This window comes from Kocuria sp. HMSC066H03, assembly GCF_001812045.1.
GTDB lineage: Bacteria > Actinomycetota > Actinomycetes > Actinomycetales > Micrococcaceae > Kocuria > Kocuria rhizophila.
On sequence record NZ_KV807509.1, the window covers coordinates 419,862 to 436,147 of the forward strand.

A 16,286-nucleotide genomic window follows, 5' to 3' on the forward strand; every position below is an offset into this window, starting at 1 on the left:
GGCGGATCACGACTTCGCCTCCCGGTACGGCATCACCCTCGACCCCGACCGCCTGGACTTCTACCTACGACTCGACCCGCTGACCTGGTAGACCATGCTCGGCGTACGCTGAATCCGAAGAAACAAGCCAATCAGGACCAGACTACTTTTGCTCTCCTACGGGGTGCCCTCGGCGTTGTAGTAGCGCGTCAGCGGGGTGGACAGCGACCTGTCGCCGTCGCTGGCCGCGACTGTGCGCAGCAGGTACTTGTAACCGTCGCCGGCCGACATCACGCGCATCGAGACCGTCACCCAGGCCGCCCTTCTCCGTCTGCTCACAAGGTGAGCAGCGGCCCGCTGACGGCGGGCTCAACCTCGATCTGCAAGAGGCGTGATGGCTCGGGGAGCCGACGGCTGAGGACGGGACTGTCCGATAAACGGTGTGTGAGGTCCGGCGGTTTCAGTGATTGGTTCTCTCGAACCGTCCGGCGAAGGTGATCGCGAACGCGTTGAGTGCGGGCTTCCACCTGATCCTCCAGCGTGCCCGGCCACCGCCGGTGGGGTCAAGCGACCGGGTCACGAGGTAGAGGCACTTCAGCGCCGCGGCCTCGTTCGGGAAGTGCCCACGGGTGCGCACCGCGCGCCGGTAGCGGGCGTTGATCGACTCGATCGCATTAGTCGTGCAGATCACCTTCCGGATCTCGACGTCGTACTCGAGGAACGGCACGAACTCCGCCCAGGCGTTCTCCCATAGCTGCACGATCGCTGGATACCGCCCACCCCGCTCGGCCGCGAACTCCGTGAACCGGTCCTTCGCTGCGGCCTCGCTGGGCGCCGTGTAGACGGGGCGGAGGCTCTTCACGATCGCGTCGCGGTGCTGCCGGCCGGCGTAGCGGAAACTGTTGCGGATCAGGTGCACGATGCACTGCTGCACCACCGTCCGCTCCCACGTGGTGTTGATCGCTTCAGGCAGCCCCTTCAGCCCGTCGCAGACGGCAATGAACACGTCCTCGAAACCCCGGTTCTTCAGCTCGGTGAACACCTGCGGCCAGAACCTCGCGCCTTCCGCGCCGTCACCGGCCCAGATTCCGAGGATGTCCCGTTCCCCGTTCATGGTGACGCCCATGACGACGTAGTACGGGGTGTTGCGGACCTGCCCGTCGCGGACCTTCACGACGATCGCGTCGACGAAGATCACCGGGTAGATCGGATCCAGCGGTCGTGAGGACCATTCCGCGAGCTCGCCGGCCACCTTCTCGGTGATCCGGCTGATCGTGTCCTTGGAGACCTTCGCCTCGTAGACCTCGTCGAAGTGCGCCGCGATCTCCCCGGTCGTGAGCCCGCGGGCGCTGAGGGAGAGGACGATCTGATCGATCCCGTCCAGGCGACGCTTGCGCTTGGGGACGATCACCGGCTCGAACGACCCATCCCGGTCCCGCGGCACCTCGATCTCAACGGGACCGATCTCGGTGAGCACCGTCTTCGTCCGGGTGCCGTTGCGCATGTTCGACCCGGCAGGCGTCCCGCCATGCTGGTGCCCGAGATGCTCGGCCAGCTCCGCGTTCAACGCCGTCTCGAGGACATTCTTCGTGAGTTGATTCAGCAGCCCACCCGGGCCTACCAAACTCACGCCCTGCTTCCTCGCCTGCGCGAGCAATCGCTCGGCAAGATCCTTCTGATCGATGATCTCTCCCGTCACGGGATCGATCATCGTGTCATCCAACAACTCGGTCGTGTCAGCCACGGCCATCTCCTTTCGGATCAGGCCGGACCCCACACACCGTTATTCAGACAGTCCCGCTCCCGCTGCTCGTTGCGACCTCATCCTGCACCGGGGATGGTTGCCCCGCCCGCTCGCAGCCTCGCCTCGAGGAGATAGGCAAGTCGTGCCGCGGCAGAAGCGTGTTGTTCACGGTGGTGGGCGACCAGGCGGTACCGTGTGGCGGTCTCAGTCGGAGCTTGCAAGCCGGTGACGATCTTGAGCTGCTTCGGGTGGGCGAGGTAGTGCTCGGCCATATCGTTGGCGAGTCGGTCCACCCTAGGATCATCGGGTTCCCAATTGATGACCTCTGCGCTTCGTCTGGTCAGTTCGACGAAACGCGGATCCTCAAGCGCCTGCTCCACGTCAGTGAGGTACTCGTCGAACTTGTCGGGAATCAGCGCACGTGCAAGCACGAAGGACTCTTGAGCTGTCTTCAAGTCGTGGGAGGAGAAGCCGAGCGTGGGCATTCCACGGAGCATCGCCACCGCCCGGTCGGGGAGGAGCATATGGTCACCTGAGGTGAGCTTTCTCAGCATTCGGCGTTGGGACGTCAGCTCGGCGATCCGTGCGGTGAGGCGACGTTCGACGGTATCGAGCTCCGCCATCATTGCGTCCTTGTCGGAGTCGAGGAGTTGCCGGATCTCGCCTAATGGGACGCCGGCGGCCGCCAGGGTTCTGGATTGCACGAGCTTCAGGAGTTCTGCGGAACCGTAGCGTCGGTAGCCGGAACGATCACGTGGTGGCTCGTCGAGGACCCCGAGCTTGTGATAGTGCCGGATCGTCTTGATCGTGACTCCGGCGAATGCTGCGGCCTGCCCGATCGTCACCCCTGCAGTCATGTGCTCAACTATGCTCCGATCTATCTCCGAGAAGGACTTCACGCACAGCGGCGGCGATCGCCTGCGGGTCTTTGCGCAGGATCTGGGTGTGGTTGCTGTCGACCTTCGAGCTGACCCGCAGATTCGGCTTCTTCCGGAGGACAGGGTCTAGTGATGAACGCATCTGAGCCATGTCGTCGGCTTCTCCGCCAAGGCTCGAACCGGAACCGAGGACGTACCGCACCGGGCAGGTCAGGCGTTCCAACACCGGTTCGAGATTCGCGCTGATCTCGTTAATCTCAATGTTCACCTCAGCGTGCTGCGCAGCACTCATCGACGCAGAGAGCCCGAAAGGACGAACGAGCGGCAGAAAAGGACGCATGCGCCGCCAGATGCGTTCGATCTCCTCGCGCCCGGTCTCACCGGTGAAGCCCCAAGGCACGCCGCCGTCGACGGCGACAACGCCGGCGACACGATCCGGGTGACGATCTGCCCAATGCACGGCCAAAGCTGCCCCGTAGGACCAACCGACCAGGATGGGGTTCTCCACCCGCGTCGCCTCGAGTACGACATCCACGTCACGCAGACACGCCTCGAAGGAGTAGTCAGCCGATCGTTTTGACCTGCCACGAGCTCGCTCGTCAAAGGTGATATGTCGCCACTTCGGTCCGAGATCCGCGATGACGTGTCGCCACGTACGTTGGCTGGCATATGAGCCATTCAGGTAGACGACCGGGCGCCCGGAGCCGCCTGTATCCGTTACCGCGAGAGCAGTGTCATCAACGGGCACCATTCCAGCCCAAGGAGAATTGGTCATACGCTGCACCTTGCACCTTGACCTCAGGTCAAGGTCAAGGACTACGTTGCTTGCGCTACTGACTGGCGGTTCCCAGCGCTTCGGGGGTCAGGCTCAACGCCTGGGTGATCGACATGATGTCTTGGTATTCGCGCCACTGCTGGATCTTGCCGTCACGGACCCGGAGGACGGCGATGAACGTGGCGGACGCGGGGGCTCCTGTCGTCGTGACCGTCCCGGTAAGCGCGTACTCCACGACAAGGACCTCGGGGTCGGTTGTCTCAATGGTGGCGCCTTCCCGGAACTCCTCGAATCTGATCGGCAACGGACGTTTTGCATAGAACTCCAGCCAGGCCTCACGCCCCTCGTGGCGTCGCATCCCGGGCGGGGAGAACGGAGTCTCGACAACGACGTCATCGGCCAGGAGCTCGGCGGGGAGCAGCGTCGGGTCGTCCTCACGGAGAACAGCCGCCTGCATCCGTCGATATACCTCAAGGGGTGTTGTGCCCGTCATTGATGCCTCCCAGATTTAAGGTGAGTGTAACTCGACTTCACGATAGTGAGTGTGACTCACTTTTGGCAAGAAGGTGACCGATGAACACGACTGCACGACCGACTCGGGCCGATGCGAGGCGCAACCGCGCACAGATTCTGGAGGCTGCCCAGGCGGTGTTCACGGAACAGGGGGCATCTGCGACGACCGAATCCGTCGCTGCTCGAGCCGGAGTAGCGATCGGCACCGTGTTCCGCCACTTTCCGAAGAAGTCGGATCTACTCTCGGCTGTGGTGATGGATTTGCAGGATCAACTCGCTGTCGAGGCTGATCGTCTTGCCCGCGATGAGGATCCCTCTACGGCCCTCTTCACGTTCTGCTCGCTCATCATGTCTGGCTGCGCCGCCAACCGCGACGTCTTCCAGCGGTTGGCCGAAACCGGGGTCCACGTCCGCGTAAGCGATGCCCTGACGCGCATGCGCGCTGCAATCGATGACCTTCTCTCAAAAGCCCACGGCGAGCATGCCGTGCGCGCTGACCTCTGCTCCGACGAGTTGATCGCGCTGCTCGCGGCAGTAGGCCAGCAAGCCATCGCCGACGACTGGGGAGAGCGGTTCCGCGGACGCGTGTTGGACATCCTCTTCAGCGGCTTACGACCGCCAGAAGTATGCCCTAAGGGGCCGTAAGGGGCTGGCAGAGACCTGAATCATCCGTTCGCCCGCGGCGGGAGCTGACGTTCTGTTCTTTGAGTCCCTGATCGAGGACATCTTCACCGCTGGGGACGCTACGCCCGCGCCATTGCCCGATGGGAACACATAACCGGACGCCCCGCCCCAGACCCAGCGATCCTGAGCGACGACGCGGGACCTCGGCCGGCGCCGGACTTCGTGGAATGGCTGATGGGCCTCCCGCCGGGGTGGGTCACCGATCCGAACCTCGCACTCAGTTACACACAGCAACTCGCCGCACTCGGCAACGGTGTCCTACCAGCACAAGCCGCTACCGCACTACGTGATCTTCTCCAGGATGCCCGTTAGCCGGTGAAGGGTTCAGCACGGTCCCCAAGAGTTCAGGTGGCAAGGTATCGGTCCATGTAATCGGAGGCTATGGCACGGGCCTGCTGCACAGTGATGGCATTGGTTGAGATCAAGCTGCCCAAGCCGTGGGAGAGGGCCATGACTTCGTAGGCGTGCGCTATGGCCGCGGGATCCGGTTCGTCTATCTGCGACGCAAGGCTGGACGCGAGCCGTTCCAGATGTCCTCGGTAGATGGCGCCCATGCCGTCCGGGTCGGAGGCCGATAGCTGCTCCAACGAGACTCCGAGGCGGTGGAAGGCCCGGCTTTGTTCGTCGTGTGGTAGTGCCGCGTCGAAGAACGCCCGCAGAGGAGCGTCCCGTGTCCCGGACGCGGAATCCAAAGCCTGTTGCCAATGTTGCACGCTGCGTTCGGACATGGCTTGCAGGACAGTCGTGAGTAGCTCGTTCTTTGACTTGCCGTAGTACTGCACCAGCCGCAGTGAGACACCAGCCTCAACGGCCACGTTCCGCATCGACACCGCTTCGACTCCGCCGCGTGACAACAGCCTCTCGGCGGCTTCAATGATTGTCGTGCGTCGATCCAGATCGTCCATGGTCGTCACACCCCCTCTCCCTTGATACAGTTGTATCATGATACGCGTGTACCAACGAGGGGTGACGACACCAAGGCTCGTGCTGTGGGTAAGTTGCGTCGCTCAGCTGATGGTGGTCCTAGATGCGTCCGTGATGAACGTCGCGGTGCCATCGGTACGCGAGGATCTGGCGCTCTCGGCGGTTGGCACATCGTGGATCGTGCTCGCATACACCCTCGGCTTCGCTGGGCTGATCCTTGCAGGCGCTCGACTTGCCGACGTTCTCGGCGCTGCGCGGACGCTGTTGGGGGGCGTGCTCGTGTTCACGATCGCGAGCGTGGTGGGCGGCCTGGCGGTGGGAGGCGGGATGCTCATCGCAGCGCGCGCGGTTCAAGGAGTCGCAGCCGCGGTGTTGTCACCCGCAACGTTCTCCTTGCTGACGATCTGGTTTCCCGAAGGACGAGCCCGAGTCCGTGCCGTCGCGATCTGGACAGGCGCGAGTCTGGCCGGTGGGGGCCTCGGGAACATCGTCAGCGGAGTCCTGACCGAGTATGTGTCCTGGCGTGCCGTGCTTCTCATCAATCTCCCGATCGGAGCTGCGGTCGCCGCTGCCGCCTACGTACTCACACGTGCAAAGCGGCAGGTCGTGCGGGGCCGCGTCGGTGTGCTGGGCTCGGCGCTGGTCACGGGCGCGTTTACCGCTGCGGCTTACGCGGCTTCAAGTGCCGGTGACGAGAACCTAGCCAACACCACGCCAGTGGCCGCCTGTGTCAGTGGCGTCTTGTTCATGGCACTCGTCGTGCAGCAACGGATGACGCGTGTGCCGCTGGTGCCGCCACGGCTATGGCGCAACCGAGCAGTGCTCACGGGCAACGCAGCCACACTCCTCACAGGCGCCTGCTTCCAAGTCGCAGTGTGGTACTTCCTGACCTTCCTCATGCAGCGGGACATGGGGTACCCAGCAGCAGCCACCGGGCTTGGCTTCTTACCGCTGACCGGAGTGATGCTCGTGGTGAGCACATGGGTCGCTCCCCGGCTCCTCGACCGGTACCCGATCCGGTTCCTTGTAGCGACGGGCTCAGTGATCGCAGCACTCGGGTTCCTGGCCCAGTGGCTGATACCTGTTGCCAACTACCCGGTGACGGTCTTGCTGCCGTCGATCATCATCGGACTCGGTGGCGGTCTGCTCAACACACCTCTGGCGACCGCCGTCACCCAAGGCATCGACAACCGCGACGCCGGCGCAGCGTCCGGGCTCATGAACACCGCCAAACAGTTTGGTGGAGCCATCGGTCTGGCAACGCTCGCCACATTCACGCCGATCTCGGACTATCAAAGCCCGTTCGCAATGATGGCCGTGCTGATTGTCGCCGCTGGCCTTGCTGGTCTCCTCATTCCTAGAGTCACGGTCGAAAGTGTCTCTCGCTCCGGCGAGTGATCATGTCCGGACCCAATGAACGGTGAGCGCGACACCGCGCGTCTGCCCGATGTCCGGCGGCGGCACCTCACTCGCGGCGAACGGCGCGGATTTCAGCCCGATCCGGGCGTTCACAAGAACGGCGTACCGGCCCGTTGACCCGGTTGCGTTCGACTGGATCAAACTCGCTTTCGTGCGCGACGGTTCAGCAATACTACTGAGCGAGTTCGGTAAGCGACCGGTCCGATTTGGTGATGTCGTCTTGCTCAGCGCAAATGTGCTCTGCGGGATTGAGCCGGAGGGCCACATCACGGCCACCGTTGTCTATGCCGACGCGGACTATGTGGTTGATCAGGTGTTCTGGCAGCACGCGAGTGTGTTGCGTGATCGACTCGACGCGGCGGAGTTCGCGTCAACGATCTACACCGAGCCAGCGCAGATCCTCCGACTTGGCGAGGATCGAGCCGGCATGCTCATGCCGTGGCTGGACGAGCTGGTCGCGTTGAGCGTCGAGAGCCGACCCGTGGAATCCTTCTACCGGATGCAAGCCCTATGGTTCAGCGTCGCCCATGTCATCGCGCCGTTCATCAAGACCTCTCAGGTCCGCACAAGCTCGACACAGCGCGCTACGGCATGGCCGACCTCACCTCGGATTCGACGGTTCAGTCCCCTTCGCGCCGAAGCGCGCAGGGCTGCTGACCTGCTCCACGCTGCACCCGAACGTCGGTGGTCCGTGACCGACCTTGCCAACGAAGTCCATCTGTCTAGGTCACAGGTCGGACGCTTGTTCGTGGAAGCCTTCGGCAAGTCGCCCATCGCGTATCTGACGATGCTGCGCACCGAACGGATGGCGGCGCTCCTACGTTCGTCAGATGCGCCGATCGCGGTGATCGCTCAGGAGGTGGGTTGGAGCGATCCTGATTTCGCCGCCCGCCAGTTCCGTCGTCGCGTGGGTGTCACCCCGAGTGACTACAGGACGCTGAGCCGCGTGCGGGCGCAAGCGACCGGGTGAAACGCGCATCCGCCCCGACGAAAACCGCAGGCTCGACCCGAGAACCGTCCGCGCTTCGCTCCGATCCGGTAGTTCGGTAGAGACTCGTCGGGTACATCGCGGAGCCTGGCGGTCCGAAGCATCGTTCCGTCGTCCGTCTCGTCTTCCTGATTCTCCCGGCGTACCTCGTGGTCGCACGGTTGCTCCCTTTCGGAGTGGCCCTGGCGGAGGGAGGTCAGACGATGGCTGTGAACGAGGACAAGCAGGCGGCGCGGCAAGCGACGCTCGATGCGCTGGAAGAACGCATCGTGCGCTCGGTCGAGGAACTGGTGTCGGGCGATGACTGGCGGCGTGCGATCGAGTTCGCGGCGAGGTTCCGTACCCGCTCGTTCAACAACACACTACTGATCTGGGCGCAGCACCTGGAAGCCTACGAGCAGGGCCGGGTGCCGACGCCGACGCCGACCTGGGTCGCCGGGTACGGCGACTGGCGGAAGATGGGCCGCTGGCCGGAGAAGGACGGCGGCTATCGGATTCGCGGTCCGGTCAAGGCTAGGTTCGCGTCAGCGACCCCGCGCGATTCGGCGTCCTGGCGGCGGCTGGGGAAGTGGGAGAAGCCCCGACCCGGCGAGGTCGTGCGTCGCCGGATCGTCAACGTCGTCCCGGCGTACGTGTGGGACGTATCGAGGACGCACGGAGCACCGCTTCCCGAGCTGCCACGTCCGAGGCTGCTGGAAGGCGAAGCTCCCGCTGGTCTGTGGGAGGGGCTGACCGGGCAGGTGGAGTCGCTGGGGTTCGAGGTGCTGCGGATGCCGCGCGACCGCATCGAGCGGGGCGCGAACGGCTGCACGGATTTCGAGACCCGGCAGGTGATGGTCTGCGCGGACATGGATCCTGCCGCGCGGGTCAAGACTCTCGCGCACGAGCTGGCGCATGTCCGGCTGGATGGCCCGAACCAGCGGGACGACGCCCGCGAGCATCGCGGGATCAGTGAGGTGCGGGCCGAGTCGGTCGCGCTGATGATCGCCGCCGCGCATGGCATGGACACGAGTGACTACACGATCCCGTATGTCGCCGGCTGGGCGGCCAACGTCGACGGGAAAGACCCCGTGGCGGTCGTGCGCGCTACGGGTGAGCAGGTGCGCAGCACCGCATTCGACGTTCTCGACAAGCTCGACACGCCGCAGCTCGGCAACGGCAATCCGTTGTCCCTGCGGGTCGGTGGCCCGGAGCGTACGTCGCAGTCTCAGGAGACGCCAGAGCAGGCCGTGCGCCGGGTGGAGCCGCTGCCGGAACGGGAGACGCCGGCGGCCTCGGTCGGCTCGGGACGGGGGCTGTGATGGTCGCCCCCGCCACGGCTGCCGCCGTGTTTGGTCAGCTCGACGGGACGCCGCTGCCGGTCGCGGCGGGTGAGCTGGCGCGGGCCGGGGTGCCGGTGTTCCCTTGCGCGCCGGCCGGGAAGCGGCCGATCCCGGAGCGTGGGTTCCATGAGGCCAGCGTCGATCTGGACCGGGTTGAGGGGTGGTGGCGGTCGCGGCCGACTGCGAACATCGGCATCCCGACCGGCGCCGTCTCGGGGCTGGTTGTGATCGACGTGGATGTGCATGGGGTCAACGGGTATGCCGCCTATGCGCGGGCGGCGCGGGCCGGGTTGATCCCCGAGCCAGTGGCGGTCGTGCGCACACCCACCGGCGGCCAGCACGCCTACTTCCCAGCCGACCCGAACCAGGCGCAACGGTCCTGGCAGGCCGGGAAGGTCGGCATCGACTGTCGCGGGGACGGCGGCTACATCATCGCCCCGCCCTCGCTGCTGCGGCTCGACGGCGTGCGCACCCCGTACCGAGTCGAGCAGGTCGCGGCCGGTGCTGCCCGGCCGATAGATGCGGGCCGGCTGCGGGATTTTCTTGATCCTCGGCCCGCGCCCCGGCCGCGCCTCGGCGGGCCGGTGCGGCGGGAGGACGCGGAGCGGCTGGCAACGTGGCTGGGCCGGCAGGCCACCGACCGCAACCTCAAACTGTTCTGGGCCTCCTGCCGGTTGGCCGAGGGCGGGGTGCCGCTCACGGATGCCTTGGACGCGATGGTGACGGCCGCGCAGTCGGACTTCGGGGAGTGGGAAATTGCCCGCACCGTCTACAGCGCCTATCGCAGCGTCGGCGCCGGAGCCCGGCGGGACCGTCCCGCCGCATCGCATTCGGGCGAGGTCGCTCGCGGGTCCGTGCAGCAGCGGGCGCCCGCCACGCGGGGGCTGTCATGAAGGAGCTACGCGGCCGCCGGTGGGCGGTCATCACCTCGGTCGCCGGGACGGTGTTCATCGCTGCCGGCGCGTTCTGGTTGTCGTTCACGTCCCTGGCCGACCTTGCCCGTCGCTCCGGGATCGGGGTCGGGCAGGCGTGGGCGTGGCCGCTGATCGTCGATGGCGTGATCGTGGTCTCCACGGTCGCCGTCGTTGCCCTCGCCGGTGAGCGGGCGGCGTGGTATCCGTGGGCGTTGCTGGTCGGCGGTGCCGCGGTGTCGGTAACGGCGAACTCGCTGCACGCGGTGGTCGCGGCCGACGCCGACGTGCCCGGCCCGCTCGCGGCTGCGGTCGCTGCCGTGCCGCCGGTCGTGTTGCTGGCGATCACGCATCTGACCGTCGTGCTGACCCGCGCCACCGCACGCCCCGCTATCGCGCTCGAGGGGCCGCCGGCGGTCGAGCCGATCACCGCCCAGCCGCAGAGCGAGACGGCATCTCTCGACCCGCCACCTACGGCGGCAGGCGTCACCGCTGCGGACGCGGACGGCGGGGCGGATCGTCGGGCGCTGGCGGCAGAGCTGCGAGAGCAGGACTGGTCGAACAAGGCCATCGCCCGGCACCTGGGCGTGCATCCCTCGACGGTGGGCCGCTGGCTGCCTCGTGCTCACCAGTCCGATGAGGCGGACCCGTCCGGGTCGCAGCCCGAGATGGAAGGAGTCCTGCCATGAACGACGAGGACCGGATGCGGGAGCAGCATCGCTCTGAGCCCGAGCCGCTGCCCCCTGCGCGGAACGACCCGGACCCGGCCGAGGCTATCGAAGCCGTGGGGACGCCGGATGCGGTCAAGGTCGCCGAGTCCCGCAAGGCCGCGAAGGAGAAGCTGGCGCGGGTACGGGGCCGGGGCGTGGATTGGGTGCGCCCTACCGACCTGATCGCCCAAGGCGGCGGCGCGCTGTCCCGCCGGGGTATCGACCGGACCGCCGAGATGAACCGGAATGTTCGCGTCCCGATTGAGCAGGGCGCCCGCTGGGTCGCCGAGCGAGCCAAGCGTCTGCCGCCTCTGAGCGCGTTCGGCCGTCGCGGGGGCGCCGAGCAGGGACCGCGCCGCTCCGCGGTCGGGATGAGGTAGCCGGGTGGTGATGAGTCGTGGGCGCCAACTCCACAAAGGCGAGACCCGCAGTCGTCTGCGGGTGCACCTCGCCGTCGGGAGGTGCCCAGACCATGACCAACGACACCAGCACCATGAGCGAGACCAGCGGCCAACCGGCTGAGGAATACCGCACCAGCGAGGGCCTGCGTGCCCTGCTGAAACGGCTGCACGCCGCCGGTAGCGGCGCCTGGGAGCACGACCCGGTAGCGGCAGAGCTGATGGCGTTCGCGGCCGAGAAATACGCCGCGCTAGCGCACAAGCACCGGCTCGACCCGTGGGAGGCCGCGTCGGCGGCGTTCGACGTGATGCGCACCAAGGCCGCCCGCACCGCCGATGACCCGTGGGCGGTCATCACGCACGCGGTGAGGATCACCTGCATCGCCGAAGAACGCGGCCAAGGGCTGCTGTGCTCGACCCACCAGGCACGCCGACCCCGCTACTCGATCTTCCACGACCCCGAACGCCTCTCCGACCGCGAGAACGTCCTGAGCGACTACCACCCCGCGTTCCAGATCAAAGACGCCCACGACCGCGACGACACCCCGGAGCAGACACCGGCCGAGCCGGCGGCAACCACAGCGGCGTCGGCGGTCGAGGACGCGATCACACTGTTGATGCTGCTGGACTGGCCCGAAGGCACGGCACGCTCGGCGGTGGAGCACGTCTGCGTGGCACTGACCCGCGTCGGGAACCGGCACACCGCCTACGAGACGTTGCGACGCGACAAGCATGCCATAGCCCTGATCGACCTTCCGGGACGCTCCTGGGCGGTGCTGCTGCGCGCCCTGCTCGGCTGCCCGGACCCGGCGCTCGCGCCGACCGGCGCGGGACGCGGCGTGCTGTTGCGGCTTCTGATCGGCGAGACGCTGCCGGTGCTGCTGCGCGATGACGACCTCGTGCTCACCCTCTCCCTGGCTGCACCGGGCATCAGCAAGCGGGGTGCGATGAAGGCGCGGGGTGCGGGATGAGCGCACCGGCCGGGCACATCGAGCTGGAGCGGGCGGTGGACTCCATCACTATCGGCCAGCGGCACCGCACGGACTTGGGCGACATCGACGCGCTCGCGGCATCGATCGACCGGGACGGTCTGTTGCAGCCGCCGACGATCACCCCGGACGGGGTGCTGGTGTGCGGGGCGCGCCGGATGGCGGCGATCAAGAAGCTCGGCTGGCGCCGCGTCAGCGTGTGGGTCCGTAGCGGTATCTCGGACCGGCTGGGGCATCTGCTGGCCGAGCAGGACGACAACCAGCTCCACAAGCCGCTCACCCCAATCGAGGCTGCCGCCTTGTACCGGGAGATCAAGGCACTCATGGCCGAGGACGCCGCCCGCCGCAAGGCCAAGACCCAGTTCCAAGACGGCCACGAGCCAGGAAAGCATGGTCCCGCCGATTCAGCGGGACCATCGGATCAGCACCAGCTCGGGGACGCTCGCACGCAGGCGGCGCGGATGGTGACCGGCTCGGCGTCCTACAGCCGGCTGGAACAGATCGGCTACCTGCAACACCTGGTCGATGACCCGAACACCCCAGAGGCGATCCGCGTCCAGGCACGCGATGGGCTGGCGCAGATCGAGGTCGGCGCGGCGGTCAACCCGATCTTCCAGCGCCTGCGCGACACCCAAGCCGAGGTCGACAGCGAGCGGGACCGGCAGTTGCACGAGCTGGCCGACGAAGCCCTGGCCCGCGTCCACGCCGCCAAGACCAGCAAAGCCACGAAGCCGGCCACGCCGAAGCGTCGACCAGCCGCCGAGGACGAGGGGCCGGCGCGGTACCCGGTGCGGGCGTTCGTGCTGACCTGGGCCGACCTGGAAGGGTGGTGGACCCACTACGCCGTGGACGAGCTGGCTGTCGAGCTCACCGATGAGCAGGCCGAGGCGTTCTTCGCCGCCGTCGAGGGCACCACCGAGTTCGCAGACAAGCTCCGTACCGCCCGCACCACCGTCGCTGAGTCGGCGGGCCGGCCGCTGCTGCGCGTCCTCTGATCCGCGCCGCCGCCGTCGCTCTCGTCGTTCGGGGCGGCGAGCACCTGGCGATATGAAGACGAATCCCGCCTCCTGGTCCCGTGGCCGCCTGATCGCCGTGATCGCCGCCGGCCTCGTCCTGCTGATCCTGGTCGGCATCGGCGTCTACGGGCTCATCGCCGGCCCGCAACGACCGACCGCATCCGATCTCGGACCAGATCCCACGGTCACTGCGCCGGGCGAGACCGGGCCGGACAGGTCGCGGCTGCCGCAGGTCGCGCCGTCCAGTGATCCTGACGAGTTTGCCCGCAACGTTGCCGAGGCCTTGTTCGCGTGGGATACCGGCTCGGGGCTGATGCCGTTGGACTACACCAGCGTGATCCTCGCGGTGGGCGATCCGTCCGGCACTGAGCAGGCGGGCCTCGCCTCCGACATCGCGTCCTATCTGCCCTCGCGTGAGGCGTGGATCGAGCTGCGCAAGTACGCCACCACCCAGCACCTCACGATCGAGTCCTCGTTCGTGCCCGAGGCATGGGATCAGGCGGTCGAGCAGGCTCAGCCCGGCCAGCTCCCGCCCGGTGCGACCGCGGTCACGATCGAAGGAACCCGGCACCGCGAGGGCGTTTGGAACGGCGAACCCGTCACGAGCGAACACCCCGTGGCCTTCACCGTGTTCTTGGCCTGCCCGTCCCCGGCGCCGGAGTTCCGTACCGGCCTGTGTCATGTGCTGCGCCTGTCGCAGCTCGACAACCCGCTGCGATGACAGAAGGCACGTCGTGGTCAAGAAGCTCCTCATCCTCGGGCTCGCCTTCGTCCTGTTCGGCCCTGCCTGTGTCCTGTTAGCGATCGGTGTGCTGATGAATCCAGCCGCGGCGAACTGCGCCGTCCCCGGCGGCAGCGTCACCGTGGGCGACGTTCCTGACTCGTTGACCGTCACCACGCAGGACGGCACCACGTTCACGCTGAACCGGCAGCAGCTCACGCACGCGGCCACGATCATCATGGTCGGCGGCGGCATCGAGGGCGTGGGCCGGCCCGGTATCAAGATCGCGCTGATGGCCGCGCTCACCGAGAGCACCCTTCGCCAGCTCGCCAACACGGGCGCTTACCCCGAGTCCGCGAACTATCCCAACGACGGCAACGGTGGCGACCACGACTCCCTCGGCTTGTTTCAGATGCGCCCGCAATCCGGGTGGGGAACCGTCGCGGAGCTGATGGACACGAACTATCAGGCCCGCGCGTTCTACGGCGGACCCGATGGCCCGAACTACCCCTCGCCGCGGGGCCTGCTGGACATTCCCGGCTGGGCGCAGATGGACCCCGGAGAGGCCGCGCAGGCCGTCGAGGTCAGTGCCTACCCTGACCGCTACCGCAACTACGAGCCCGTCGCCGAACGCATCCTTGACGCTCTCACCGGCGCGACGGCTGCGGCTGGCCCGGCCGCCGCTCCGGTGGTGGCGGGTCCGGTTGCGGAGTCCTCGCGGGTCGTGTTCCCGCTTCCCGAGGAAACCTGGGTGCTCACCAGCGAGTTCGGGCCGCGCATCCATCCGATCACCGGGGAGCCGTCGTTCCACACCGGCACCGACTTCGCCGCACCGGACGGCACACCCATCCTCGCCGCCGCGGACGGTACCGTGACCGTGGCCGAGTTCTCCGGCGGCTACGGCGGGCTCATCGTCATCGAGCACCAGATCGACGGGCAGACCGTGGCGACCGCCTACGCGCATATGTGGCAGTCCGGCATCCACGTCGCGGCCGGAGACCGTGTGACCGCGGGTCAGCACATCGGCGATGTCGGCAGCTCCGGCAACAGCACAGGACCGCACCTGCACTTCGAGGTCAGGCCCGGCGGCACCAGCGGCGAGGCCCTCGACGCGGCCAAGTGGCTCAACGACCACAACGCGGCTGACCTCCCCGAAGCCACGGTCGGCAGCCCCGCCGGATGCGACACCAGCGGCACCGCGGGCGCGCCAGCCCCGCTGGACGGCGACCCCGACCAGATGGTCGATGACCCCACCAGCTCGGGGCTGATCACCGCGCGCATGGCGCACGTCATGGCCCAGGCTCGCGCCGCCTTCCCCGACACCTCGTGGGCGTGCTACTCGCCGCGTCCCGGCACCGTCTCCGAACACCCGCTGGGCCGCGCCTGTGACGTGACATTCGGCAACGCCATCGGCCAGTACCCGACGCCAGCGCAGCTCGAAGCCGGATGGGCGCTCACGAACTGGCTCAAAGACCACGCCGAGGTCTTGGGCCTGGAGTACCTGATCTGGCAAGGCCAGATATGGTCCCTCGCCCGCGACGCCGAAGGCTGGCGCCCCTACAACGGCGGCGGGATGCACGACCCCGGCAACGTGACCGGCGGGCACTTCGACCACCTGCACATCACCGTCCAAACCGGCGGTATGTGATGGACGTGTTCCCCGACTTCGACGGGCTGGGCGGCATCGGCGATCTGAAACAGGTCATCGGCGCCCTGCTGACGATCGTGCTGATCGTCGCGGTGCTCATGGTGATCGTCTCCGCGATCTGCTGGGCGTTCGGCGCCTCGCACGGCAACCCCGCCCTCGCCTCCAAAGGCAGGGTCGGGGTGCTGGTCGGCATCGGCGCCGCCGCGCTCGCTGGCGCCGGAGTGGCGTGGGTGAACTGGCTCATCGCCCTCGGCAACCAGCTCTGACCCGCACCGAGTGAAGGCCCGCCCGTGGGCGGGTCTTCCTCATGCCCTCACGCGCTGGCCGGGTGTCCAGTCGCTCTCCGGGCTACCTCACCGCTACCAAGCCATCCGCTCAGCGAGGGAGTAACCGCCGTGATCGACATCGACCCCAACAGCTCGGGATTGCCCGGCATCGAACAGCTCCGCACCATCGTCGGCGCGGTGATGACGGTCGGCCTGATCCTGTCCGTCTTGGCCTTGATCGTGAGCGCGATCGTGTGGGCCTACGGCGCCAACAGCTCGAACCCGCACCTGGCGGGCAGGGGCAAGCTGGGCGTCCTCATCTCCTGCGGTGCCGCGGTGATCTGCGGTGCGGCGGTGACGCTCGTGAACTTCTTCTGGAACGTCGGCCAGGCCGTATAGGG

General features: G+C 67.1%; 19 protein-coding genes. 13 read left to right on the forward strand and 6 right to left on the reverse strand.

Going from position 1 to position 16,286, the window contains the following annotated elements:
* Positions 1-156: 156 nt before the first annotated feature.
* The 5 genes from HMPREF2833_RS12795 to HMPREF2833_RS10705 all read right to left on the reverse strand — a co-directional run bounded on the left by HMPREF2833_RS12795 (position 157) and on the right by HMPREF2833_RS10705 (position 3,869).
* Positions 157-291, reverse strand: coding sequence for a hypothetical protein (locus HMPREF2833_RS12795; protein WP_256388769.1), 135 nt, complete (start codon positions 289-291; stop codon positions 157-159).
* 148 nt (positions 292-439) lie between these two features.
* Positions 440-1,690 carry an IS256 family transposase gene (locus HMPREF2833_RS10690; protein ID WP_180956184.1) on the reverse strand — a complete coding sequence of 417 codons (1,251 nt, stop codon included), beginning with the start codon at positions 1,688-1,690 and terminating at the stop codon, positions 440-442.
* A 110-nt stretch (positions 1,691-1,800) separates the two neighbouring features.
* The gene (locus tag HMPREF2833_RS10695; protein WP_070638068.1) at positions 1,801-2,580 is read right to left on the reverse strand and encodes a MerR family transcriptional regulator; all 780 of its coding nucleotides are present in this window, start codon (positions 2,578-2,580) and stop codon (positions 1,801-1,803) included.
* Positions 2,581-2,584: 4 nt separating this feature from the next.
* Complete coding sequence (locus HMPREF2833_RS10700; protein ID WP_070638070.1) at positions 2,585-3,376, reverse strand: alpha/beta fold hydrolase; 792 nt, start codon at positions 3,374-3,376, stop codon at positions 2,585-2,587.
* A gap of 55 nt (positions 3,377-3,431) precedes the next feature.
* Positions 3,432-3,869 (reverse strand): nuclear transport factor 2 family protein, encoded by a 438-nt coding sequence (locus HMPREF2833_RS10705; protein ID WP_070638073.1) that lies wholly within the window; start codon positions 3,867-3,869, stop codon positions 3,432-3,434.
* An 80-nt stretch (positions 3,870-3,949) separates the two neighbouring features.
* Here HMPREF2833_RS10705 and HMPREF2833_RS10710 point away from each other — a divergent pair, with 80 nt between their 5' ends.
* On the forward strand, positions 3,950-4,534 hold the full coding sequence (locus HMPREF2833_RS10710; protein WP_070638076.1) for a TetR/AcrR family transcriptional regulator: 585 nt from the start codon (positions 3,950-3,952) through the stop codon (positions 4,532-4,534).
* 383 nt (positions 4,535-4,917) lie between these two features.
* Here the strand turns inward: HMPREF2833_RS10710 and HMPREF2833_RS10715 are convergent, their stop codons facing one another.
* Positions 4,918-5,478, reverse strand: coding sequence for a TetR/AcrR family transcriptional regulator (locus HMPREF2833_RS10715; RefSeq protein WP_070638575.1), 561 nt, complete (start codon positions 5,476-5,478; stop codon positions 4,918-4,920).
* A gap of 37 nt (positions 5,479-5,515) precedes the next feature.
* Between HMPREF2833_RS10715 and HMPREF2833_RS10720 the strand changes: the two genes are divergently transcribed.
* From HMPREF2833_RS10720 to HMPREF2833_RS10775, 12 genes are all read left to right on the forward strand, one after another.
* Entirely contained in the window at positions 5,516-6,895 is a 1,380-nt protein-coding gene (locus HMPREF2833_RS10720; protein ID WP_070638079.1) for an MFS transporter, read from the forward strand.
* Positions 6,896-6,917: 22 nt separating this feature from the next.
* Positions 6,918-7,886, forward strand: a complete 969-nt coding sequence (locus tag HMPREF2833_RS10725) for a helix-turn-helix domain-containing protein (RefSeq protein ID WP_246829127.1) — start codon at positions 6,918-6,920, stop codon at positions 7,884-7,886.
* A gap of 221 nt (positions 7,887-8,107) precedes the next feature.
* Positions 8,108-9,205, forward strand: coding sequence for an ImmA/IrrE family metallo-endopeptidase (locus HMPREF2833_RS10730; protein WP_070638082.1), 1,098 nt, complete (start codon positions 8,108-8,110; stop codon positions 9,203-9,205).
* On the forward strand, positions 9,205-10,119 hold the full coding sequence (locus HMPREF2833_RS10735) for a bifunctional DNA primase/polymerase (RefSeq protein ID WP_070638580.1): 915 nt from the start codon (positions 9,205-9,207) through the stop codon (positions 10,117-10,119). Before HMPREF2833_RS10730 ends, HMPREF2833_RS10735 begins: the two co-directional genes overlap by 1 nt.
* Positions 10,116-10,826, forward strand: a complete 711-nt coding sequence (locus HMPREF2833_RS10740; protein WP_070638085.1) for a helix-turn-helix domain-containing protein — start codon at positions 10,116-10,118, stop codon at positions 10,824-10,826. Before HMPREF2833_RS10735 ends, HMPREF2833_RS10740 begins: the two co-directional genes overlap by 4 nt.
* Positions 10,823-11,227 (forward strand): hypothetical protein, encoded by a 405-nt coding sequence (locus HMPREF2833_RS10745; protein WP_070638088.1) that lies wholly within the window; start codon positions 10,823-10,825, stop codon positions 11,225-11,227. The genes HMPREF2833_RS10740 and HMPREF2833_RS10745 overlap by 4 nt, the downstream gene beginning before the upstream one ends.
* Positions 11,228-11,319: 92 nt before the next feature.
* Positions 11,320-12,216 carry a hypothetical protein gene (locus HMPREF2833_RS10750; protein WP_070638091.1) on the forward strand — a complete coding sequence of 299 codons (897 nt, stop codon included), beginning with the start codon at positions 11,320-11,322 and terminating at the stop codon, positions 12,214-12,216.
* Positions 12,213-13,229, forward strand: a complete 1,017-nt coding sequence (locus HMPREF2833_RS10755) for a ParB N-terminal domain-containing protein (RefSeq protein ID WP_070638094.1) — start codon at positions 12,213-12,215, stop codon at positions 13,227-13,229. The genes HMPREF2833_RS10750 and HMPREF2833_RS10755 overlap by 4 nt, the downstream gene beginning before the upstream one ends.
* A 52-nt stretch (positions 13,230-13,281) precedes the next feature.
* Complete coding sequence (locus tag HMPREF2833_RS10760) at positions 13,282-13,971, forward strand: hypothetical protein (RefSeq protein WP_070638097.1); 690 nt, start codon at positions 13,282-13,284, stop codon at positions 13,969-13,971.
* 13 nt (positions 13,972-13,984) lie between these two features.
* The gene (locus tag HMPREF2833_RS10765) at positions 13,985-15,619 is read left to right on the forward strand and encodes a M23 family metallopeptidase (RefSeq protein ID WP_070638100.1); all 1,635 of its coding nucleotides are present in this window, start codon (positions 13,985-13,987) and stop codon (positions 15,617-15,619) included.
* Positions 15,619-15,885 carry a DUF6112 family protein gene (locus HMPREF2833_RS10770; RefSeq protein WP_070638103.1) on the forward strand — a complete coding sequence of 89 codons (267 nt, stop codon included), beginning with the start codon at positions 15,619-15,621 and terminating at the stop codon, positions 15,883-15,885. The genes HMPREF2833_RS10765 and HMPREF2833_RS10770 overlap by 1 nt, the downstream gene beginning before the upstream one ends.
* 129 nt (positions 15,886-16,014) lie before the next feature.
* On the forward strand, positions 16,015-16,284 hold the full coding sequence (locus tag HMPREF2833_RS10775; RefSeq protein ID WP_070638106.1) for a DUF6112 family protein: 270 nt from the start codon (positions 16,015-16,017) through the stop codon (positions 16,282-16,284).
* The last annotated feature ends 2 nt before the right edge of the window (positions 16,285-16,286 follow it).